The 21,874-nt window shown below is 73.3% G+C and carries 12 protein-coding genes and 1 pseudogene; 6 read left to right on the top strand and 7 right to left on the bottom strand.

The window, feature by feature from the left end; all coding sequences use genetic code 11:
- Window positions 1-128: 128 nt before the first annotated feature.
- Window positions 129-2,525 (top strand): phosphoketolase family protein, encoded by a 2,397-nt coding sequence (locus IE241_RS03875; RefSeq protein ID WP_190020114.1) that lies wholly within the window; start codon window positions 129-131, stop codon window positions 2,523-2,525.
- Between the two features lie 34 nt (window positions 2,526-2,559).
- Here the strand turns inward: IE241_RS03875 and IE241_RS03870 are convergent, their stop codons facing one another.
- From IE241_RS03870 to IE241_RS03860, 3 genes are read right to left on the bottom strand one after another with little or no spacing between them, the layout of a single operon-like run.
- A complete protein-coding gene (locus tag IE241_RS03870) occupies window positions 2,560-3,165 on the bottom strand; it encodes a hypothetical protein (protein ID WP_190020113.1) in 606 nt (201 codons plus the stop codon).
- Window positions 3,162-3,509: a hypothetical protein gene (locus IE241_RS03865; protein ID WP_190020112.1), complete on the bottom strand. Its 348-nt coding sequence runs from the start codon at window positions 3,507-3,509 to the stop codon at window positions 3,162-3,164. Before IE241_RS03865 ends, IE241_RS03870 begins: the two co-directional genes overlap by 4 nt.
- Entirely contained in the window at window positions 3,502-8,439 is a 4,938-nt protein-coding gene (locus IE241_RS03860) for an HD domain-containing protein (protein WP_190020111.1), read from the bottom strand. Before IE241_RS03860 ends, IE241_RS03865 begins: the two co-directional genes overlap by 8 nt.
- A 249-nt stretch (window positions 8,440-8,688) precedes the next feature.
- On the opposite strand from IE241_RS03860, the gene IE241_RS03855 reads away from it, so the two are divergent.
- The 5 genes and pseudogenes from IE241_RS03855 (at window position 8,689) to IE241_RS03830 (ending at window position 14,780) form a co-directional block, all read left to right on the top strand.
- Entirely contained in the window at window positions 8,689-9,690 is a 1,002-nt protein-coding gene (locus IE241_RS03855; protein ID WP_190020110.1) for a LacI family DNA-binding transcriptional regulator, read from the top strand.
- Between the two features lie 30 nt (window positions 9,691-9,720).
- Window positions 9,721-11,316, top strand: coding sequence for a sugar ABC transporter ATP-binding protein (locus tag IE241_RS03850; protein WP_190020109.1), 1,596 nt, complete (start codon window positions 9,721-9,723; stop codon window positions 11,314-11,316).
- A pseudogene (locus tag IE241_RS33995) lies at window positions 11,306-13,200 on the top strand (ABC transporter permease/substrate-binding protein). The gene IE241_RS03850 and the pseudogene IE241_RS33995 overlap by 11 nt, the downstream one beginning before the upstream one ends.
- 25 nt (window positions 13,201-13,225) lie before the next feature.
- Window positions 13,226-14,146, top strand: a complete 921-nt coding sequence (gene rbsK / locus IE241_RS03835; RefSeq protein WP_190020446.1) for a ribokinase — start codon at window positions 13,226-13,228, stop codon at window positions 14,144-14,146.
- Window positions 14,147-14,306: 160 nt separating this feature from the next.
- The gene (locus IE241_RS03830; protein ID WP_190020107.1) at window positions 14,307-14,780 is read left to right on the top strand and encodes a hypothetical protein; all 474 of its coding nucleotides are present in this window, start codon (window positions 14,307-14,309) and stop codon (window positions 14,778-14,780) included.
- A gap of 23 nt (window positions 14,781-14,803) precedes the next feature.
- Here the strand turns inward: IE241_RS03830 and IE241_RS03825 are convergent, their stop codons facing one another.
- From IE241_RS03825 to IE241_RS03810, 4 genes are all read right to left on the bottom strand, one after another.
- On the bottom strand, window positions 14,804-16,924 hold the full coding sequence (locus IE241_RS03825; RefSeq protein WP_190020106.1) for a SpoIIE family protein phosphatase: 2,121 nt from the start codon (window positions 16,922-16,924) through the stop codon (window positions 14,804-14,806).
- A gap of 222 nt (window positions 16,925-17,146) precedes the next feature.
- The gene (locus IE241_RS03820; protein WP_190020105.1) at window positions 17,147-17,680 is read right to left on the bottom strand and encodes an ATP-binding protein; all 534 of its coding nucleotides are present in this window, start codon (window positions 17,678-17,680) and stop codon (window positions 17,147-17,149) included.
- Window positions 17,681-18,030: 350 nt separating this feature from the next.
- Window positions 18,031-18,681: a DUF4360 domain-containing protein gene (locus tag IE241_RS03815; RefSeq protein ID WP_190020104.1), complete on the bottom strand. Its 651-nt coding sequence runs from the start codon at window positions 18,679-18,681 to the stop codon at window positions 18,031-18,033.
- A gap of 668 nt (window positions 18,682-19,349) precedes the next feature.
- Window positions 19,350-21,362: an ABC transporter ATP-binding protein gene (locus tag IE241_RS03810; RefSeq protein ID WP_190020103.1), complete on the bottom strand. Its 2,013-nt coding sequence runs from the start codon at window positions 21,360-21,362 to the stop codon at window positions 19,350-19,352.
- Window positions 21,363-21,874 lie beyond the last annotated feature (512 nt).

Below are 21,874 nucleotides of genomic sequence, written 5' to 3'. Positions count from 1 at the left end.
CCCGCGAAGCCGGCCCGGGCGGACCGCAAAGCTGGCCGGACAGGCCCTACGCGGGGACGCCGGGGTGCTGGGAGCGTTTCCCGTGCCCGGTGGCGGGTACCCGGCACCGCATCCCGAGGAGGCCGTACATGTCCGAGCACGCCGACCGCACCGCAGGGCCGCGACCGGACGGCCCCGCCGACGAGGAACTGGCGGCGCTCGACGCCCACTGGCGCGCCGCGAACTACCTGGCCGCCGGCCAGATCTACCTGCTGAGCAACCCCCTGCTGACCGTGCCCCTGGAGCCCGAGCACATCAAGCCCCGCCTGCTCGGTCACTGGGGGACCTCCCCCGGCCTCAACCTGATCCACACCCACCTCAACCGCGTCGTCAAGGCGCGGGGGCTGGACGCCGTCTGCATCTGGGGGCCCGGGCACGGCGGGCCGGCCGTGCTGGCGAACTCCTGGCTGGACGGCAGCTACAGCGAGGTCTACCCGGACGTGAGCCGCGACGCCGACGGCATGGAGCGGCTGTTCCGCCAGTTCTCCTTCCCCGGCGGGGTGCCCAGCCACGTCGCCCCGGAGACCCCCGGCTCCCTCCACGAGGGCGGCGAGCTGGGCTACTCCCTCGCCCACGCCTACGGCGCCGCCTTCGACAACCCCGGCCTGCTCGTGGCGTGCGTCATCGGCGACGGCGAGGCGGAGACGGGCCCGCTGGCCGCGTCCTGGCACGCGAACAAGTTCCTCGACCCCGTGCACGACGGCGCGGTCCTGCCCGTCCTCCACCTCAACGGCTACAAGATCGACAACCCGGCGGTGCTGTCCCGGCTGCCCGAGGGCGAGCTGGACCGGCTGCTGCGCGGCTACGGCCACGAGCCGATCCACGTCGCCGGGGACGACCCGCGGGAGGTGCACCGCGCCCTCGCCCACGCCATGGACCGGGCCCTGGACCACATCTCCCTCGCCCAGCACGTCGCCCGCGAGGAGGGCGTGACCGACCGGCCGCACTGGCCGGTGATCGTGCTGCGCACGCCCAAGGGATGGACCGGCCCGCACGAGGTCGACGGCCTGCCCGTCGAGGGCACCTGGCGCTCCCACCAGGTGCCGCTGGCCGGAGTGCGCGACGACCCCGACCACCTGCGGCAGCTGGAGCGCTGGCTGCGCTCGTACCGGCCGGAGGAGCTCTTCGACGAGGACGGGCGGCCGCGCCCCGAGGTCCTCGCCCACGTGCCGGACGGCGCACGGCGGCTCGGCGCCAACCCGCACGCCAACGGCGGGCTGCTCACCCGCTCCCTGCCGCTGCCCCCGCTGGAGCACTACGCGGTGCCCGTCGACAAGCCCGGCGCGGCGATGCACGAGCCGACCCGGGTCCTCGGCGGCCTGCTGGCCCAGATCATGGCCGACACGGCCGGCAGCCGTAACTTCCGCGTCGTCGGGCCGGACGAGACCACCTCCAACCGGCTCGACGCCCTCTACGCGGCCACCGGCAAGGCGTGGCAGGCCGAAGAGCTGCCCACGGACGAGCACCTCGCCCGCGACGGCCGCGTCATGGAAGTGCTCTCCGAACACCTCTGCCAGGGCTGGCTGGAGGGCTACACCCTCACCGGCCGGCACGGCCTGTTCTCCTGCTACGAGGCCTTCGTCCACATCGTCGACTCGATGGTCAACCAGCACATCAAGTGGCTCCGGACCGCGCGCACCCTGCCCTGGCGCCGCCCCGTCCCCTCCCTCAACTACCTGCTGACCTCGCACGTCTGGCGCCAGGACCACAACGGCTTCTCCCACCAGGACCCCGGCTTCGTCGACCACGTCCTCAACAAGAGCCCCGAGGTCGTGCGCGTCTACCTCCCGCCGGACGCCAACACCCTGCTGTCGGTGGCCGACCACGTGCTGCGCAGCCGCGACTACGTCAACGTCGTCGTGGCGGGCAAGCAGCCCTGCTTCGACTGGCTCGGCCTCGCCGAGGCCCGCGCGCACTGCGCCCGCGGCGCGGGGATCTGGGAGTGGGCGGGCACGGAGAACGGCGACCGGCCGCCGGACGTCGTCCTGGCCTGCGCCGGCGACGTCCCCACCCAGGAGGTCCTCGCGGCGGCCGACCTGCTCCGCCACGAGCTGCCCCAGCTCGCCGTACGGGTCGTCAACGTGGTCGACATGACGCGCCTGCTGCCGCGGGAGGAGCATCCGCACGGGATGACCGACGCGGAGTACGACGCGCTCTTCACCACGGACCGACCCGTCATCTTCGCCTACCACGGCTACCCGTGGCTGATCCACCGCCTCGCCTACCGCCGCACCGGCCACGCCAATCTGCACGTCCGCGGCTACAAGGAGGCGGGCACCACGACCACCCCCTTCGACATGGTCGTCCGCAACGACCTCGACCGCTACCGCCTCGTCATGGACGTCATCGACCGCGTCCCCGGCCTCGGCGTCCGCGCGGCGTCCGTACGGCAGGCCATGGTGGACGCCCGTACGCGGCACCACACGTGGATCCGCGAACACGGTGTGGACATGCCGGAGGTGACGGACTGGAACTGGCCGGGGTGACGGTGACGGCGCAGGGCCTCAAAGCCTCAGGGCCTCAGGGGCACGCCGCGACGGGCTTGACCGTGGTGCCGGGGCCCGCCGGTACGAACCGCAGTGTGCGCTCGTCGCCCGCCCCGGTCCAGATCCTCGTGCCGCGGGCCCCGCTCTCGGCGAGCTCCCCGCACGCGGTCGCGGCGCCCGTGCTCACCCGCACCAGGTGCTCCGGCGGCGCATCCGTCGCCGACCAGGCCACGCCGACGGCGCCGGCGACCAGAAGGACCCCGGTCACACAGCACACGGAGGCGGCCACCAGGCTCCTGGCCACACGGACCGCTTCCCGCCGCGTCCAGTCGCGCAGCGCCTGCCCGCCGAGGACGATCGTGTCCCCCGGCCGCCCGGACGCGGCCCGCACGGCGAGCAGCGCACCGGCGGCCAGGAGGACGAATGCGGCGGCGAGCATGCCCGTCGCGGCGTCACGGGCGGCGACGGGCAGGTCGGCGAGGTTGTCCCGGCCCTTGAGGACGACGAGCACCGCGAACAGCGCGGTGAGCCCCGTCAGCCCGGTGCGCCAGCCCTCGGCCTGCCGGCGCAGCTCGGGAAGCTGCCCGAACTCCAGCTCCCGGGCCAGCTCGGCCCACCGCCGGTCGGTCCCCGCGCTCACGGGGTGACCCGCCAGCCGGCACCGCAGCCGGTGAAGACGGCGTCGTCGGGCAGCCCGGGATGGGGGTAGCCGCACTCGCAGTAGAGCACCTCGGCGGCGAGGACGCCGTCGGCGGCGGACGCCGTCGCGGGCCGCCGCCTGAGGCGGTCGAGGACGCCCTTCGTCCCGCTGCCGGGCACACCGCGGGGGAACTCGGTGAGGGTCTTCCCGTGACAGCCGGGGCAGCGTCCTTCGACGATGACGGCACGGCCGCCGGGTGCGGTGCGCTCGGTGAAGGCGGCGGTGACCTCGCCGAGGTCACGCTCGGCGTAGGGGACGGTGAAGTCGTGGGCGGGGTCAGTCATGTTGCTCCGCATCGGAGAGGCCGGTGAGGTCGAGGGTGAACATCCGGGCGTAGAGGCGAAGCCGCCCCACGACCCACTCCTCGCTCTCCTCGATCTCGTGGGCGACGAGGCGCACGCGATCGGGATCGATCCGGCCGCCGACGGCGGGGAGTTCGCCGTCGAGGTGGAGGGAGAGGACGGCCAGGTCCTGCCAGAGGGGAAGGACATCGGGGATGTCGGGGACTTCGGGCGGGAGGGTGAGGGGCAGATAGGGCTCGATGCGCTGCCAAGTGCGGGAGATGCTCTCGCCGAGGCGGCCGGCGATGCTGACGAGGTCGAGGGGGCCGTACGGGGCGTCGGGGCCGGAGACCTTGAATTCGTCTCCGAGGGCGAGCAGATCGCGTTCGTCGGGGGAGCAGGCCCGGAGGACGTCCAGCTCATCCGCTCCCAGCTCGGGGACGAGAGCGCCCAGGGCGCGCAGAGGGACGAGGCGGTCATAGGCGGATGCGGCGTCGGTCGCCAGTCCGTGGGCGTACGACGCCAGGCGGTGCGGCGTCAGAGGCGTCCATTGCGGCGTGCCCGCCTTCTTGTTGCGCCAGGTGTTCAGCAGGACGAGCTCGTCCTTGGAGACGCGGTACTCCAGGAAATCCGCCGGCATGTCCGGCGTGCCGATGCCGAATCGCCGTGCCTCCTCACAGGCCAGCTTCCACACGTCTCCCAGAGGCTCGTGAAGGTGAGCGCAGGCGGAGAGCAGCACGGCGAGGGTCAGCACAGGAGCGGGGCACCGCAAGGCGATGCCGCCCCAGATATCCAGATGCAGAGGATCCTCGCCGCAGAATGCCACCCGTGTACGCACCGGAAGCTGTTCCCAGGCCGGCAGGAGGGCGAGGTTGTCCGGAAGCCTCACGCCTAATTGCCGCAAGTCTGCGGACATCCCGTCGAGCGCACGCGCGGTCGCTTTCAAGGACATCACGGCACTCAGGCGGACTTCTCCCTCCGCCGTGAGGATCTCTCCGTATCTGCCGGCGACTTCTGACGACGGAATCGCCTCTGCGTTGAGCGTTCCTCCCGGGACCAGCCGCTGATACGTGACGCCGAGGTGGTCGGCCCACCGCTTCACCTCGGCCTCGGCGGCGCCGAGCGAGATCCGGCGATCGGCGGCAAGGGCAAGCGCCGCCTTCCATCCCACCTCCGGACGGCCCCCTTGCGGCGTCCTCCCGTACCTGCCCAGCAGCGCGACCACCTGCGCATCCACGTCCCTCCACCGCTCCGCTTCGGCAGCGGAGAGCTCCGGCCAGCCGAGCCAGGAAAACGCCGCCATGCGTTCCAGCACGCTTTCGAGCGAAAGATTCCGGAGGTCGGCCACCTGCCGGGCCTGCCATGGACCCCGAACGGGCCGGGGGGCGAGCTTCCCGCCCCCGGGGAAGTCGAACAACAGGTCCACGTCCTCGTACGTGCACACGTAGTGCACGTACTGCTCGGGAACCCGGATTTCCGGACCACGCCAGGCATAAGCCAAGTCACGGCATTTCGCGGCGATATGACCGAGCGTCACGCCGAACTGATCCGAGATCAGCACCAGCCCCTCAAGGTCCTGGTACTCGAATCCACGGACTTCCCCGCTCAGACGTCTCCTGGCCGAATTCTGGAGGGTACGGATGATTTCCAGGTCCAGATTGTCGGGGACCCGGCCACGGTCTCCCTCGCTGCCGTGCGGTGGCGGCGTGAGCTTCCGATGGGCGATACGCATGCGCCGTAAAGCCCGCACCACCTCGCGGACCGGGAGGGGCGCCTTGGCCGCCAGGCCGACGGCCCTTTCCCACCCCGTTCCCCTGTCGTTCCCCTGCACGACGGCCGCGAAGCCGGGCTCCGGCACCGAGTAGCCGGTGAGCTCCGCCGGAAAGGCCTCCTTCTTGACGGACCGCGACTGCGCACCCCACGCCGTGAGCCGCCACGCATCGAGCAGCTCGCTCTGATGCCGTCTGCGCTGGAGCAGGCCCGCGTCGCCGCGGAACCAACCCACCGTATCCAGCGCAACGGCCGCCCCCCGGCTCCCCGCCTCCCGGGGAATCCGCAGTCCCTTGCCCCGCAGTTCCCCCCACACCACAGCGGCCACCGGCAGGCTCTTGCTCTCCAGCCCCCAGAGCCACTCCATCGTCAGACCGGGCCAGTCCGCCAGCGCGCCCGCGCCCTCCCGCAACTTCTCCCCTGCCCAGGTCTCGTCGAAGTCCAGCAGCCGGTTGCGGTCCACGCTCAGCGTGCCCGCGTGCACACCGGTGAGGTTGAGGACGTATCCGTACGGCTTCCGGTCCGTCGCGACGCCGTCGCACAGGATCGCGCCCTCCCCGTCCACCCACCACAGCACTCCCGGCACGGCCTCACACGAAGCGCGCCGCCCGCGCAGCACCCCCTGCTCCCACACTTCCCGCGCGCCGCACTCGTCCCGCGCCTCGAACCGGAAGTCGCACACCCCGATCAGTTCACGAGCCTTCGCCACGCACGACAGCCCCTCCAGCTCCTCCTCGTCCCGCAGATACAGCCGTACGCGCGTACCCCCCTCCGGAACCCCGTCCCCCGCGTCGTCGTCGTGCCGCTGTACGCGAAAGAGGCTGCCGCTGCTGGGGATGTCGACGCGCAGGGCCTCCGCCGCCACCGCGCCCGTGGGACCCACTTGGCGCGTCACGATCGTCATCTCGTCGGCCAGCATGAAGTAGCTGAGCACGCCGATGCCGAAGCGGCTGTTCGGGTACAGCCGCAGCGAGGGGTCCCGGCGCAGCCAGCTGGCCTGTTCCCGCCGGAACGCCCGGGACTGCTCGAAGCGGCTGCCCGCCCGCGTGAACGTGTTCTTCAGCTGTTCCAGGCCCATGCCGACGCCGTTGTCGCGGCACTCCACGTAGCGGCCCCGCTCGTCGCTCCCCTCCACCAGGGTGATGCGCCCGGACCACCGCGCCGGCTCCCGGCCCCGGCAGCGCAGGTAGTCCCAGCGCATCGCGCGGTAGCGGCAGGCGTCCATCGCGTTCTGGTACAGCTCGCGGAGGGCCAGGCCGGGGTCGCCGTAGAGCTGACGCCCCATCAGCAGCTCGCGGACCTCCGTCTGGGCGAGGTGGAACCGCAGCAGCGGCACCTCGTACGCCTTCCGCCCGTTCGCTCCGCGCGGGCGCAGGCCACGGGCCGTCACCCGGGCGGGCACGACGGCCAGCAGGGCGGCCTCGTCGGACGGGAGCCCGGCGGCCAGTCCGCGCGTGAGGGCCGCCAGCCGGTCGGCCCGTTCGGCGATCTCCGCGAGGGCGGCGTGCACGGCCTGGTGCGGGCAGAGGACGTCGAGGTGCAGGCCGTCGGTGTCCTGCGTCCAGTCCAGGCCGTGGCGGGCGACCTTGACGACGTCCTCCGGCAGTACGGGGTCCGTCACGGCCAGGTGGTCGGCGATGATGTCCGGGAAGGTGCGCACGTCCGCGGCCAGGGCCGCCGCGAGCCGCAGCAGTGCCGTCAGCGGCCGTACGCGCAGGGGCTGCCGGCACTCGCCCAGCCGTACCGCACCGGCCGGGCAGTCCTGCCCCTCGTCCAGCGGGACGTCGACGCCGATCCCGGCCGCGAGCGCGGCCAGTGTGGCGGAGAGCTCCTCCACGCGCGCCGGGTCGCCGTCCCCCGCGTCCAGCACCGACGCCGCGAATTCCTCGCAGAGGCTCCCCGGCACCGGCTCCTCGTCCGTCTCGAAGCGCTCCGCGATCCAGCGGTGCACCAGCCACAGGGCCAGCGCGTGCTCGTCCTCGGTGCGGCCCCGGCCGCGGCAGGCGGCCTGCTTGCGGGCGACGTGCGCGTAGTGGTCCCGCAACTGCTCCAGGTGCCTGCGCTGTTCGCCCGCGCCCTCGGTCCGCCCGGGCGTCAGCGGCCCGGCCTCCGCCGCCTGGGCCAGCCGCCACGCCCACGCGGCCTCGCGCAGGAACGGCGCCGCGATCAGCGCCGTCACCTCCACCGCGGACAGGCCGGGCGCGTGCGACAGCAGCGGCAGCAGCCCGCGCCGCAACAGCCGCACGGGGAAGTCCTCGTCGGCCCACGGGTCCGGCAGCCGCTGCTGCGCCCGGTGTGCCACCACGGCGCAGCTCTCCACCAGGACCAGCAGCGCTTCCTGCAGACGGGGAATGCACTCCTCCGCGCCGGCGAGCTTCCACAGCCGCTCGTCCCGGACGGCGTCGCGCCACTCCTCCAGCAGGCGGCGGCCGTTGCAGACGACCGCGGCGCGGGTCTCCTCCTCGCGGTCCGTGCCGTAGCGGATCCACACCCGCTGATCGAGGCCGTGGCGCCGGGCGGCCCGTTCCGTACGGGCCCGGGCGGCCTCGTACACCTTCTGGACGGTCTGCGGTGCGGAGAGCGAGCCCAGCGCGCCGGCGAGGCCGCGCGTGAAGAAGCTGCCCTCGGCCGCGTACCCGCAGCGCTGGCCGGGCGAGCAGCCCACCATCACCGCGAACCGGCTGCCGGCCGGGCCGGTGAGGATGCCGCTGCCGAAGGCGTCCTCCAGGCCCCCGGAGGGGTTGCGGCACGCGTCCACCAGCCACAGCACCGTCCCGGCCCGGGACTCCTGCAGGTACTGCCCGATGTCGGCGGACAGCAGCGTGTCCAGGTACGGCGGCTGCCACCGGCCGTCCTGCGGGGCCCTGGCGTCCGCGGGGACCAGGTAGTCCTTCCCGCCGATGCGCACGCCGTGGCCGGTGAAGTACAGCAGCAGGGTGCCGCCTTCGGGGACGCTCCGGGCCGCCTCGAAGACGCCGGTGGCCATCGCGCCGCGCCCGGGGCCGGCCAGGACGGCGACCTCGTAGCCGGACTCCTCCAGTGACGTCTGCATGGCCCGCAGATCCGCGGCGACCGGCTCGTCCAGCGGCTCGAACTCCCCGAGCGCGTCCGGTGCGGCCGGCACGCCGATCAGCAGCGCCCTGCGGGCGGGGGCATCGTCCATCGCACTCGCTCCTTGCGTGAAGCCCTCATGATGGCAGTGCACTTGGGCGCTCAGGAGCGGTTCCGCACACCTGCCCCCGGGGGCCTCCCCTTCACCCCTCTGTGGCGTGCGTCACCTCGGCGAGGTCTTGACGATCTCCCCGTGTAATCGATTACCTGAGCCCGCACGGCAGCGCGGAATCGATTACACGCACTTCGGCTGCACGCAGTTCGACTACACGCGGTCCGACGACCAGGGGAACGGGGAGCCATGGCGAACATCAAGGACGTCGCCGAACGGGCCGGAGTCTCCGTCGCCACCGTCTCCCGCGTCCTCAACGGCCGCTCCCCCGTCGCCGAGACCCGCGAGCGCGTGCTGGCCGCCGTGGCCGAGCTGGGCTACCGGCCCAACGTCGTCGCCCGCGCCCTGCGCACCGCCCGGACCCGTACGCTCGGGCTGGTCATCAGCGACCTGCGCAACCCCTTCTTCACCGAACTGGCCGACGCCGTCGAACAGGAGGCACGGCGGCTCGGGTACAGCCTGATCATCGGCAACGCCGGCGAGAGCCCGCAGCAGCAGGACGACCACATCCGCACCCTCCTCGACCGGCGCATCGACGGCCTGCTGGTCAGCTCGGCCGGCACCGGCTCGGCCATGCTCGGCGAGGCCGTCGCCGCCGGCACCCCGCTCGTGCTCCTCGACCGTACGGTGCCGGGCATCGCCGCCCCGTGCGTACGGGCGGAGGGGCGGGCCGCGCTGACGGAACTCGCCGCGCACCTGGCGGCGCTGGGGCGGCGCAGGCCGGCCGTCATCGTCGCGCCCGCCGGCACGCCCATCGGGGACGAGCGCCTGGAGCAGTTCCGGACCGCCCTCGCCCCGCACGGCATCGCCCTGCCGCCGGAGCGGATCGGCGCCTCGCCCGACCTTCGCCCGGAGGGCGGCCGGCAGGTGATGCGGCGGCTGCTGGACCTCGCGGAACCGCCGGACGCCGTGCTGGCCACCGACAACCTCATGGCGCTCGGCGCCCTGGACGAAGTGCGGGCGCGGGGGCTGCGCGTCCCCTCGGACGTAGCGCTCGTCGCCTTCGACGACGTGGCGTGGTTCGCCCACCTCGACCCGCCGCTCACCGCCGTCGCCCAGCCGACGCGCGAGCTCGGCCGGGCCGCCGTGCACACGCTGCTGGAGCGGATCGAGGGGCGCGAGGCGCCGTCGGTGCTGCTCCCCGCCCGGCTCGTGCGGCGCCGCTCGTGCGGCGAACCGGCGACCCACTGACTCAAGGAGACTCAAGGAGAGGGGCAGCGCATGACCGGCGTCGACGATGACGAACCGGGCGGCCGCGAACTGCTGCGGGTAGAAGGCGTCACCAAGTCCTTCCCGGGCGTCCGCGCCCTGGACGGCGTCTCCTTGCGCCTGCGCGCGGGAGAGGTGCACGTCCTCCTCGGCGAGAACGGCGCCGGCAAGAGCACGCTCATCAAGATGCTCTCCGGCGTCCACCGGCCCGACGAGGGACGCATCCTCGTGGACGGCCGTGAGGTGGGCATCCGCTCCGCGCAGGACGCGGAACGGCTCGGCATCGCCACCATCCACCAGGAGTTCAACCTCGTCCCCGGCCTGACCGTCGCCGAGAACATCTTCCTGGGCCGTCAGCCGCGCACCGCACTCGGGCTGATCGACAAACGCACCATGCGGGCCCGGGCGGCGGAGCTGCTGCGCCGGGTCCGGCTGGACGTCTCCCCCGCCGCGCCGGTCGCCGGGCTCGGCATCGCCCGGCTCCAGATGGTCGAGATCGCCAAGGCCCTGAGCCTGGACGCCCGCGTCCTGATCATGGACGAGCCGACGGCGGTGCTCACCTCGGAGGAGGTGGGCACGCTCTTCGCCATCGTGCGCGAGCTGCGCGACAGCGGCGTGGGCGTCATCTTCATCACCCATCACCTCGACGAGATCGCCGCGCTCGGAGACCGGGTGACGGTGCTGCGCGACGGCCGTTCGGTGACCGAGGTGCCCGCCACGACGGACGAGAACGAGCTGATCCGGCTGATGGTCGGCCGCGACATCGCCGAGCAGTACCCGCGCGAGCGGCCCGCAGAGCCTGCAGAACCCGCAGAGTCTGCAGAGCCCGGCGCGCCGCTCCTGCGCGTGCGCGGGCTGACCCGCGCACCCGCCTTCCGCGACGTCGGCTTCGACGTCCGCGCAGGCGAGGTCGTGGGGCTCGCGGGGCTGGTCGGCGCGGGCCGTACGGAGGTGGCGCGGGCGCTGTTCGGCGTCGACCGCTACGACGCCGGGACCGTCGAGGTGAACGGCCGGGCGCTGGCCCGCGGCGACGTTCGGGCGGCGATGCGGGCCGGGCTCGGGCTCGTCCCCGAGGACCGCAAGGCCCAGGGCCTGCTGCTGGACGCCTCGCTGGGCGACAACCTCACCCTGGCCCGGCTGGAGCAGGACACCCGGGGCGGGTTCGTCGACCGGCGCGGCCAGCGCCGGCGGGCGGCCGAGGTCGCCGAGCGGCTGAAGGTGCGCATGAGCGGGCTGGAGCAGACCGCGCGCACCCTCTCCGGCGGCAACCAGCAGAAGATCGTCATCGGCAAGTGGCTGCTGGCGGGCGCCCGGCTGCTGATCCTCGACGAGCCGACGCGCGGCGTCGACGTCGGCGCGAAGGTCGAGATCTACCGGCTCGTCAACGAGCTGACGGCGGCGGGCTGCGCGGTGCTGATGATCTCCAGCGACCTCCCCGAGGTGCTCGGCATGAGCGACCGGGTGCTGGTCATGACCCAGGGCCGGATCGCCGGCGAGCTGTCCGGCGAGCGGGCCACGCAGGACGCGGTGATGGAGCTGGCCGTCCGGCCGGTGAACGAGGGCAACACGTACGAAGCGAGCGCGATGGAGGGCTCCGATGTCGGCTGAGGTGCTGCGGGCGCCCGGGAGCGATCCGGGGCAGTGGTTCACGAGAGCGGTACTCCGGAACGGGCCGCTGGGCGGGCTGGTCGCCCTGGTCGTGGTGATGGCGGTGCTGTCCCGGGACTTCCTGAACGGCCAGAACCTCCTCAACGTGGGCGTGCAGGCGTCGGTGACGGCGATCCTGGCGCTCGGCGTGACGTTCGTGATCGTGTCGGCGGGCATCGACCTGTCCGTCGGCTCGGTGGCGGCGCTCTCCGCGACGGTCCTCGCCTGGGCGGCGACGAAGGAGGGCCTGCCCGTCTGGGTCGCCGTGCTGCTCGGACTCGCGGTGGGCGCGGGCGCCGGCCTGCTCTCCGGCGCCCTCGTCGCGTACGGCAGGCTGCCCGCCTTCATCGCCACCCTGGCGATGCTCTCGGTCGGCCGTGGCCTGGCCCTCGTGATCTCCGGGGGCTCCCCCATCGCCTTCCCCTCGTCCGTCGGCCGGCTCGGCGACACCCTCGGCGGCTGGCTGCCCGTGCCGGTCCTCGTGACGGTCGCCATGGGAGCGGTCGCGGCGCTGGTCCTGGCCCGTACGTACACCGGCCGCGCGATGTTCGCGATCGGCGGGAACGAGGAGGCGGCCCGGCTCTCGGGCATCGACGTCAAGCGCCGCAAGCTCGTCATCTACGCGCTCTCCGGGCTGTTCGCCGCTGTGGCCGGCATCGTCCTGGCCGCCCGGCTCACCTCCGCGCAGCCGCAGGCGGCCGTCGGCTACGAACTGGACGCCATCGCCGCCGTCGTGATCGGCGGGGCGAGCCTGTCCGGCGGCTCGGGCAAGGCGTCCGGCACCCTCATCGGCGCGCTGATCCTCGCGGTGCTGCGCAACGGCCTCAACCTGCTGAGCGTGTCGGCGTTCTGGCAGCAGGTCGCCACGGGCCTGGTCATCGCCCTGGCCGTACTGCTGGACACGCTGCGCCGCCGGAGCGCGCGGTGAAGGGGCGGGGGATCGCCATCACGGCGGCTGCGGCGCTCACGGCGGCCCTGGCGCTGTCCGGCTGCGACCGCGGCGGCGGCACCGACCTCGGGCTTGCCCTGTCCACGATGAACAACCCGTTCTTCGTCGGCATCAAGGAGGGCGCCCGGGCGGAGGCGAAGGCCCGCGGCCTGAAGATCAACATCACGGACGCGCAGAACGACCCGATCCAGCAGATCAGCCAGATGGAGACCTTCACCAGCCAGAACGTCAAGGCGGCCGTCATCAACCCCGTGGACTCCGACGCGGCCGTCCCGGCGGTCGGCGTGGCCAATCGCGCGGACGTGCCGGTGATCTCCATCGACCGCGGCGTGAACGGCGGCCGGGTCGGCTCGACGATCGCCTCCGACAACGTCGCGGGAGGGCGGCTTGCGGCGCGGACGCTGGCCGAATCCCTCGGCGGCAAGGGGAAGGTGGCGTTCTTGGAGGGGCAGCCGGGGACGTCGGCGGCGCGCGAGCGCGGCAAGGGGTTCGAGGAGGGCATCAGGGCCTACCCGGGCATCGAGGTCGTGGCCCGGCAGCCGGCCGACTTCGACCGCACCAAGGGCATGGACGTCATGGCGAACATGCTCCAGGCGCACCGGGACATCGCCGGGGTCTTCGCCGCGAACGACGAGATGGCGCTCGGCGCCGCCAAGGCGCTGGGCTCCGCGGCGGGTAAAGGCGTCCACGTCGTCGCGTTCGACGGCACGCCGGACGGGATCGCCGCCGTGCGGGCCGGCACGCTGACGGCGACCGTCGCCCAGCAGCCGAAGCTGCTGGGCCGGCAGGCCGTGGACTGGGCGGTGAAGGCCTCGAAGGGTGAGAAGCTGCCGGCAGAGGTGAAGGTGCCGGTGGTGCTGGTGGACAGGAAGAACGCGGCGGAGTTCGATGGGTGACACACAGAACGAACGGATCGAGCGGATGTACGACGTACTGGTCGTGGGGTCGGCCAACGCGGACCTGACGGTGCGGGTGGACCGCAGGCCGGGGGCGGGCGAGACGGTCCTGGGCACGGATCTGGTCGAGTCGGCGGGCGGCAAGGGCGCCAATCAGGCCGCGGCGGCGGCCCGCCTCGGCGCCCGGACGGCCCTGCTGGCCAAGGTCGGTGACGACGCCTTCGGCGAGCTGCTGCTGGAAGGGCAGCGCGAGGCCGGCACGGAGCTGCGGCACGTGCTGGTCGAGACGGGCGCCCGGACGGGCACGGCGATGATCGTCGTCGGACCGGACGGCGACAACAGCATCGTGGTCTCGCCGGGTGCCAACGCCCATCTCCTCCCCGAGGACGTCGAGGCCGCCCGGGAGGCGATCGCCGCGTCGGCGGTGGTCTCGCTCCAGCTGGAGATCCCGCCGGCGACCGTACGGGCGGCCGCCGAGACCGCGCGCGACGCCGGCACGCGGGTCGTGGTCAACCCCTCGCCGGCCCCGGACCGCCTGGATCCCGAACTCCTCGCGGCGGCCGACCCGCTGGTCGTCAACGAGCACGAGGCCCGGCACCTGACGCAGCTCGTGGACGGCACGCCCGAGGCGTGGGCCCGCTCGCTGCGCGACCAGGGCGCCCGCTCGGTCGTGGTCACCCTCGGCGCCGAGGGGGCCCTGGCCCTGGAGGCGGGGGCCGGGGAGGCGGTGGCGGTGCCGGGCGTCAAGGCCGAGGCCGTGGACACCACGGGCGCCGGCGACGCCTTCACCGGCGCGCTCGCGGCGCGCCTCGCGGCCGGCGCCTCGCTGCCGGAGGCGGCCCGCTTCGCGGTGCGCGTCGGCGCCGTGGCCGTGACCCGGCCGGGCGCCCAGCCCTCGTACCCGACGCTCGCGGAACTGCCGCCGGAGCCGGGACAGTTCACCTGATTCCGGATGTGTGACCTTCACCCGCCGGGAGGAACACCCTTCCCCGGCGGGTGAAGTCTTCGTGACGGGAATTGTGCGGGCGCCATAGGCTGGGTGGGGTGAACTCACCAGGATCGGGTACGTGGGTGCCCGACCCGTCCGTACGAGCCGGAGGTGCCCCATGCGCCTGATGCGCCGCCAAGCCGCCGTCGTGGCCGCTGCTGCCGCCGTGGCAGCCACTGCCGTCGCCGTGGCCCTGCCGTCCCCTCAACCCGCCGCGGCCGACGGGGAGAAGACCCTGGCCTGGACCGCCGTGCACCGCACCGGCAGCCCGCCCGAGCACCCCAAGGAGGGCGACACCTGGGCCGTCTACGCCGACTTGCAGGGCCCGGGCGGCGAGCCCGCCGGGGACGGCAGCGCCGTCTGCACGGTGGTGCTCACCCGGTACGAGGGCGTGGTCGCCCAGTGCCGGTACGTGCTGCGGGGCAACGACGGCACTCTGGTCCTGGAGTCCATGGAGAACCGCTTCGGGCGGGGGCCGTACCGCGCCGACGCGGCCGTCGTCGGGGGTACGGGGGCCTACGCGGGGGCCAAGGGCGAGGTGCAGCTCACGATCGAGAGCCAGCGCACGGCCTACCGCGTACGTCTGAAGTGACCTCGGAAAAGCCCTGACATGCACTACTGCCCCGGCGGGCCCGCCGCTGCGGCAGGGCTCGTCGGGACGGCCCGGGCGATGAGCAGGGCGACGTCGTCCTGGTCGTTGCCGGAGCGCAGGGAGGTCAGGAGGAGGTCGCAGGTCTCCTCGATGCCGTCGGGGGCGTCGGCCAGGACGGCGAGGAGCGCTTCGAGGCGGGTGTCGATGGACTCGTCGCGGGTCTCCACCAGGCCGTCGGTGTAGAGCACGAGGCGGTCGCCGGGCTTGAGGTCCACCGCCGTGTTCTCGAAGGGGATGCCGCCGACGCCCAGCGGGGCGCCGGCGGGGAGGTCGACGAGCGCCGGCGGGTGGCCGGGGCGCAGGACGACGGGCGGGAGGTGGCCGCCGTTGGCCACGCAGCAGGTGCCGCCCTGCGGGTCGTACACGGCGTACAGACACGTGGCGATCATCTGGTCCAGGCCACTGGCGGTCTGGTCGAGGTGGTACAGCACCCGCGCGGGGTCGAGGCCGAGCTGGGCGAGGGTGCGGGCGGCGGTGCGCAGCTGCCCCATGGCGGCGGCGGCGTTGATGCCGCTGCCCATGACGTCGCCGACGACCAGGGCGCTCTTGTCCCCGTCCTGCGGGATGACGTCGAACCAGTCGCCGCCGACCCTGCTGGCGGTGCCGGCGGGCTGGTAGCGGTAGGCGATCTCCAGGCCCGCGGGGTCCTGGGGCTGCTGGGGCAGCAGGGAGCGCTGGAGTGTGAGGGCGGTGGCGCGCTCGCGCTGGTACCAGCGGGCGTTGTCGATGGAGACCGCGGCACGGGCGGCGAGCTCGGCGGCGAGGGCGGCGTCGGTCTCGTCGAAGGGGCGCGGGTCGGTGAGGCGCTTGAGGTCCAGGGCGCCGAGCACCTCGCCGCGGGCGATGAGCGGCACCGCCATGTAGGAGTGCAGGCCGGCGCGGGCGAGCAGCCGGGCCGCCTCGTCGTCGCGGGCGATGTCCGGCAGGTCCTCGGCGCGCACGTGCGGCACCATGACCGGGCGGCCGGTGGCCACACAGCGGGCGACCAGCCGGCCGGGGTCGTACTTGGCGATCTGCCCGGGCGGGTCGGCCGCCCGCACGGCGTCCGCGGCGGCCGGGGAATCCGTGCCGCCCGCCGCGGCGACGGCCAGCGCCCGGAAGACGGCGGCCTGCCCGCCGGGGGCGGCGGCGCGGTCGGCGTCGACGACGGTGTCGAGGATGTCGACGGCCGCCACGTCGGCCAGCCCGGGCACCACGACCTCGGCGAGCTCGCGCGCGGTCTGCTCCAGTTCGAGCGTGGTGCCGATCAGCACGGAGGCGTCGGCGATCAGGGCGGTGCGGCGGCGGTCCGCCTTGTTCGCCCGGTGGCGGTCGGTGACGTCCACGGCCGAGGTGGCGACGCCGACGATGCTTCCGCCCGGGTCCTCCAGCCGGTAGTAGGAGACGAGCTGGGCCTCTTCGTCGGTGGCGGCCCCTCCGGCCCGGCCGACCCTCAGCTCGTCCAGCAGCGGGGTGCCGGTCGCCAGGACCCGGCGCATGGCGCCCTCGATGGCGTCGGCGTCCGCATGGGGCAGGGCCTCCCGGACGGTGCGGCCCACGCACGCCGCGGCGGGCAGGCCGAGCATGCGCTCCAGGGCGGGATTGACCAGCACGAACCGCAGCTCGGTGTCGAAGACGGCGAGGCCGATCGGGGACTGCTCGACCAGCCGCAGCGACAGGGCGAGGTCCCGCTCCACGCCGCGCAGGACCTCCCGGTCCGTGGCGATGCCGAGGGCGAAGAACTCGCCGTGCCGGTCCTCAAGGCGTACGTTGCGGAACTCGACCAGCCGGGTGCCGCCGTCCTTGTGCCGCGCGGGGAAGACCACGGCAAAGGTCTCCCCCTCGGTCATGACCTGCGCGAACAGCTCCAGCACCGCTTCGACGTCCTCCTCGGCGACCAGGAGGCGGGCGGCGTACTGGCCGAGGGCCTCGGCCGCGCTCCAGCCGAAGAGCTGCTGCGCCTGCGGGCTCCACAGCACGATCCGGCCCTCGCGGTCGAGGACGCCGGCGGCCACGCCCAGCACGTCCAGCAGGCCGCCGGGGACGAGGGAGGCACGGCCGGGAGGGTGGACGGGCCGGGCCCGGAACGCATCGGTCGCGCCCATCGAGGACCTCCTTCCGCCCGCCGGGGGTGGTGCGGCGGCCTCGTGCCGGCCGGACCGGCTCACCCGTCCTCGCGCCGCCGTGTCGCCGCGGCGACTTCCATGGTCTCTCCGAAACCGGTGGGTGCGCAGCCCGCGGGGCCGGGCGCGCCCGGCTGCGGGTTCACAGGTCCGGACCAGTGGCGGTGCGGTGCGGGGCAGGAGCCGGCTCCCGGGCCGGGGGCGCTAGGGGAGGCGGAGGGCGAACCAGACGGTCTTGCCGTTGCCGGAGGCGTGGTGGCCCCACTGGGCGGCGATCTGCTCGACGAGCCACATCCCGCGCCCGTTCTCGCTGTCGGGTCCGGCCTCGCCGCAGCGCGGCAGGTGCCCGCCCGCGTCGGTGACCTGGGCGACGAGGTGACCCTGGCCCCGGCTCAGCACGAGCCGGATGCCCTCGGGCGTCCCGGGGACGTGCAGCACGGCGTTGGTGACCAGCTCCGAGAGGAGGAGCGCGGTGTCGCCGGCCAGCTCGTCCAGGCCCCATTCGGCCAGCAGGCGCCGGCAGAAGCGGCGGGCGGCCGCGGCGGAGCGCTCCGTCGCCGGGAGGGAGACGGCGTGCGTGGCGTGGGCGGACGGCAGCCAGTGGGGCAGGCGTCGGGAGAGCCTGCCGTGCATGCACAGGGGGATCTGATGGCCCCAGGGACCGGGGAGCTTCCGCGGGGAGGAGGCCCAGAGGGCGACCGGGTCGGTGGCGCTGATGATGGCGTCAGCCGAATGCAAGGGACTCGCGGTGTCGCGGCTGGTTGCAAACATGTGGCTCAAGTGCAATCGGTTAGCGCGAAGGGCGCCGGACGAGAGCTCGTCCCCCACGCCGTAACGGTCCTGGGAAGCTGCGGGCCGTGGGTCTTCGCTGTGTGGTTCCCCCCACAGTCGCCTGCTTTTCACCAGAGGTCTATACCCTCTTCGTCACCGCTCCCCTGCGGAGCGCGATCACCGCAGGTGGAGGGCCATGAGGACGGCATAAATTCCCGCTGCGGCCCGGTGGCGCGGTGAGAGGCACGGAAGCGGCCGGCGGGCCCGCGCCGTTCCGCGGTCCCGCCGGCCCCTGCGCCCTCGGGCGGACGGGCCCGCTACTTTCTCGGGCACTCCTTCCAGGCCAGGTGGTAGATGGTGTTGATGTCACCATCGGTGGAGTCCATGGTCATGAAGCTGGTGGTCTTGGACGGGTCGGAGCTGCCCGCGTTGACCCGCAGCTCGGTGTTGATGTTGAAGTTGCGCTTCTCGCCGCAGGGGGCCCAGACCAGCGCGGCCACGTCGACGCGGTCGGTGGCCTGCCAGTTGTCCGCGTAGGAACCGCGGAAGACGTGGGAGCTCGGCGTGGTCGTGGAGGACCCCTGGAAGTAGTACGAGGCCTTCTGGGTGCCGGTCGCCCCGGGCTCCAGCTTCGCGTAGCCGCGGTAGTCCGCGCTCGCGATGGCGTAGGTGAAGCCCTGCGGTACGTGCACGATCAGGTTGAGCTGGCAGTTCTTGCGGAAGTCGGTCGGCTTGGACCCCACGCCGACCTGGGCGAGGTAGTCGCTGTAGGTGACCGTGAAGGCCGTGTTGTCGGGCGCGACGGCCACCGCGGCCGTCCCCGCAGGACAACCGGAGCCGTTGACCGTGGCGATCTCGATCACGATCTTGTCCGGTGGCGGGTTGACGATGATCGAGGCGTCGTACGTGGATAACGGTGTGGCGAACAGTGCCGCGAGCGCGGCTCCTGCGATAAGGGCGCCGGGCATGGCTCTCCAATCGGTTGTCCTCGGAATGAGCGGCTGCATTTCGGGCCGGGGACCCGGAGGACGCCGGACCGGAATGAGTGAGAGCGTGGATCGCTAGGGCATGGACATGCCACGCCCTGCGTCCCAACAACCCCTGGGGACGGGGAGCGTTCGAATGGTAGGAGGCGGCACCCGAGTCCGCCAGACTCCGCGTCGGACAACCGTTCCCCGGTTTTTCCGGCCGAACGGAGGCCCAGGTGACCGGGGTGGGTGCGAAGCCACAACCGCCCGGCGCCTGTAGACACTTGCTCAATACAGTGAAATGGGCGGTGTCCGAGCCTCACCCGGAACCGCGAATTCACCCCGTTTTTCCCGGCAGCCGCCTCCCGCTAAACACGGGAGGCGGCGTGATCCACACCGAAATCGGCAGCCCCGTAAGCCGTCCTGGAATTCGATACGGCTCCGGCCCGTAACCCCGGCGGCGGTTACGGCGTTCCTCTACTCACTTGGCGGCCAGTCCCGGAAAGGCCTGGCCGAGATGGACACACAGCAGGGAGATGAGAACCGCGGCCGTGATCACACCCAGACACCCCAGCACATCGCGCAAGGTGCTCGCCAGCGGACCCAGGGGATCCGGCGGCGGCACGGGCGGAGCAGTCGGCGCGGGCGGAGCGGGCGCCGCCCTGTCCTCAGGTCTGGGCGGGCTGTGCATGCGGCGAACTCTGGTGCAGAGCCGAGGAATTGGAGGAGGTGGCGGCATGGGTGGAGGCGGGCGCGCCGAAACCGTACTGGGCCGCCTGGAGCTCGTACATCGACCGGTACAGGCCGCCGTCGACGGCCATCAGCTCCTCATGCGTCCCCTCCCCCACCACCCGGCCGTGGTCGAGGACGTAGATGAGGTCCGCGGTCGCGGTCGCGGCGAGCCGGTGGGTGATCAGCAGGACGGTCGTGCCGCCGTCGGTCAGCGACCGCAGCGACTGGAACGCCTCCGCCTCCGCCTTGGGATCGAGCGCCGAGGTCGGCTCGTCGACGATCAGCAGGGGCGCGCGGCGGTAGCGCGCGCGAGCGCTGCCCAGGCGCTGCCACTGGCCGCCCGAGATCTGGGTGCCGCGCTCGAATCCCTTGACCACGAGGCTGTCCCACTGGTGCGGCAGCGAGTCGATGACGGCGGTGGCACCGGACTCGGCGGCCGCGCGCTCGATCCGGGCCTGGTCCGGCGGCGTCCCCGGGCGGCCGATGTGGACGTTGGCACGGGCCGTCATGGGCCAGCGGGGGAAGTCCTGGGACAACACGGCGACCTGGTCGAAGAGCAGATCGCGGTCGGCGTCGCGGATCTCGACCCCGTTCCAGTACAGGTGCCCGGAGGTGGGCAGGTACAGCCCGGCGACCAGCTTGGACAGGGTGGTCTTGCCGGAGCCGTTCGCACCGACCAGCGCGACGACCTTGCCCGGCGGGACGGTCAGGCTCACTTCGCTGAGCGCGGGCGCCTGTTCGCCGGGGTAGACGAAGGTGACCTTCTCCAGCCGGATCTCCTTCACGCCGCGCGCCATCGGCGTGCCACCGGCGGGGATGGCGTGCCGCTCGGCCTCCGCGCAGGCGCGCTCCAGGTCGCTGAGGTACATGGCCTCCTCGTAGAGCCGGTTGACCTGGGTGACCAGCGCGGTGAGGCTCGCGCCTGCGGCCCGTACGGCGATCACCGCGGTGCCGGCGACGGCCAGCGGCATGCCGCCCGAGGCGAGCAGCATCCACAGCGCCCCGTACACGACGAGCGCTGCCGTCCCCGAGAGCGCGGACGCCGCGGTGCGCGTGACCGCTTCGGCGCGGGCCAGGCGCTGCTGCTCCTTCTCCACGGTGGCGGCCATGTCGTCGTAGGCGCCGACGAGCATGCGGCCGGCGCCGTGCACCCGGATCTCGGCGGCGGTGTCGAGGCCGGTGAGCGTGGAGGTGATGACGGAGATGGCGCGCCGGTGCTCGATCCAGGCGTGCCGGGAGGCGTACTGCCGCCGGGCGGTGACGACCGCGCCCCAGCCCTTGGGGGCGGCCACGAGCAGCAGCATGGGCACCAGCGACGGGTGCAGCAGGGCGAGCACCCCGGCGGAGGCGGCCAGCCCCACGACGGCGTTGACGACCGTGACCGACGAGCCGATCATCAGCCGGACCGAGTCGGTACCGAACCGGCCGGCGTCGAGCAGGCGGTGGAAGTCCTTGTCCTCCAGCACCGCGAGCTCCACGCGGACCGCGCCCCGGTAGAAGCGCGCGGTGCACACCCGCTCCACCTTCGGCTCCAGCTGGCCGGCGGCCGCCACGGAGACCGCCGAGAGCAGCACGGTGGCGGCGGCGACCGTGGTGACCGCCAGCAGCGACGGCAGTGCCTCGCGCAGCCGCTCGGTGGTGGGCCCGGCGGTGAAGAGGGCGGTCAGCGCACGGTTGGCGGCAACGAGCCCGAAGGCGCGCGTCAGCCCCTGGCCCAGCTCGGCGCCGACGAGCGCGAGCAGCGCCGGGCGGTCCTCGCACCAGGCGGCCCGGGCGACGGTGGCGACCATGGCGGGAAGCTGACGGGCCATCGACCAGAACGACAGGCGCAGCAGCGGCCGTTCGTGATTGACGAAGGCCTTGTCGTGCCGCAAGGCCCCGCCGAACAGCAGGAGTTCGCTCTCCGACACGGGGATCGGGCGCGGCGGGCGCCGCGCGAAGGGCGTCATCGTCCCTCCGGTACGCGGTAGGCTCGCGGGCCGGTCACGGACGTGGGGGGAGGCGCCGCGGGGGACGCGGGGCGGGACATGAAGCCTCCTGAGGACGGTGGGGCGGGCCGGCGGGTGCGGGCAGGAGGGCGCTGATGCCTGGCGGCGAGAGGCGTCGGTGAACCGATCCGTGCCAAGGGCATGGCCGAGGAGCACGCCGTGGCTGCGGTACGCGGCGACGTGCCGTGGAGTCGGGCTGGGGTGGTGGACGGGACCCCGGCGGACGGTGGCCTGTCCGATGCCGTCGGGGTTTCCGCGGCCTTCCGGTGCCCGTTTCCGGACAGGAGGACTCTATCCGTCCCGGCTCGCGGGAAAGTTCGCCAACCCGCAGTTCCCCGCAGACTGTTCACTCGTTCAGGTATAAATCACCGCCGGTTCCTGGAAGTTGGTACAACGCGAGCCCGGACCCTGGGCGGGGTCCGGGCTCGGCGGGCCGGCGCTCCGGCGGACGTGCGGGGCGGGGCGGCGGGCGA

Origin of the sequence: Streptomyces hiroshimensis (genome assembly GCF_014650335.1) — a bacterium.
Classification (GTDB): Bacteria; Actinomycetota; Actinomycetes; order Streptomycetales; family Streptomycetaceae; genus Streptomyces; species Streptomyces hiroshimensis.
The sequence above is the reverse complement of the archived record's forward strand: the minus strand, read 5'-3'. Positions and strand labels throughout refer to the sequence as shown.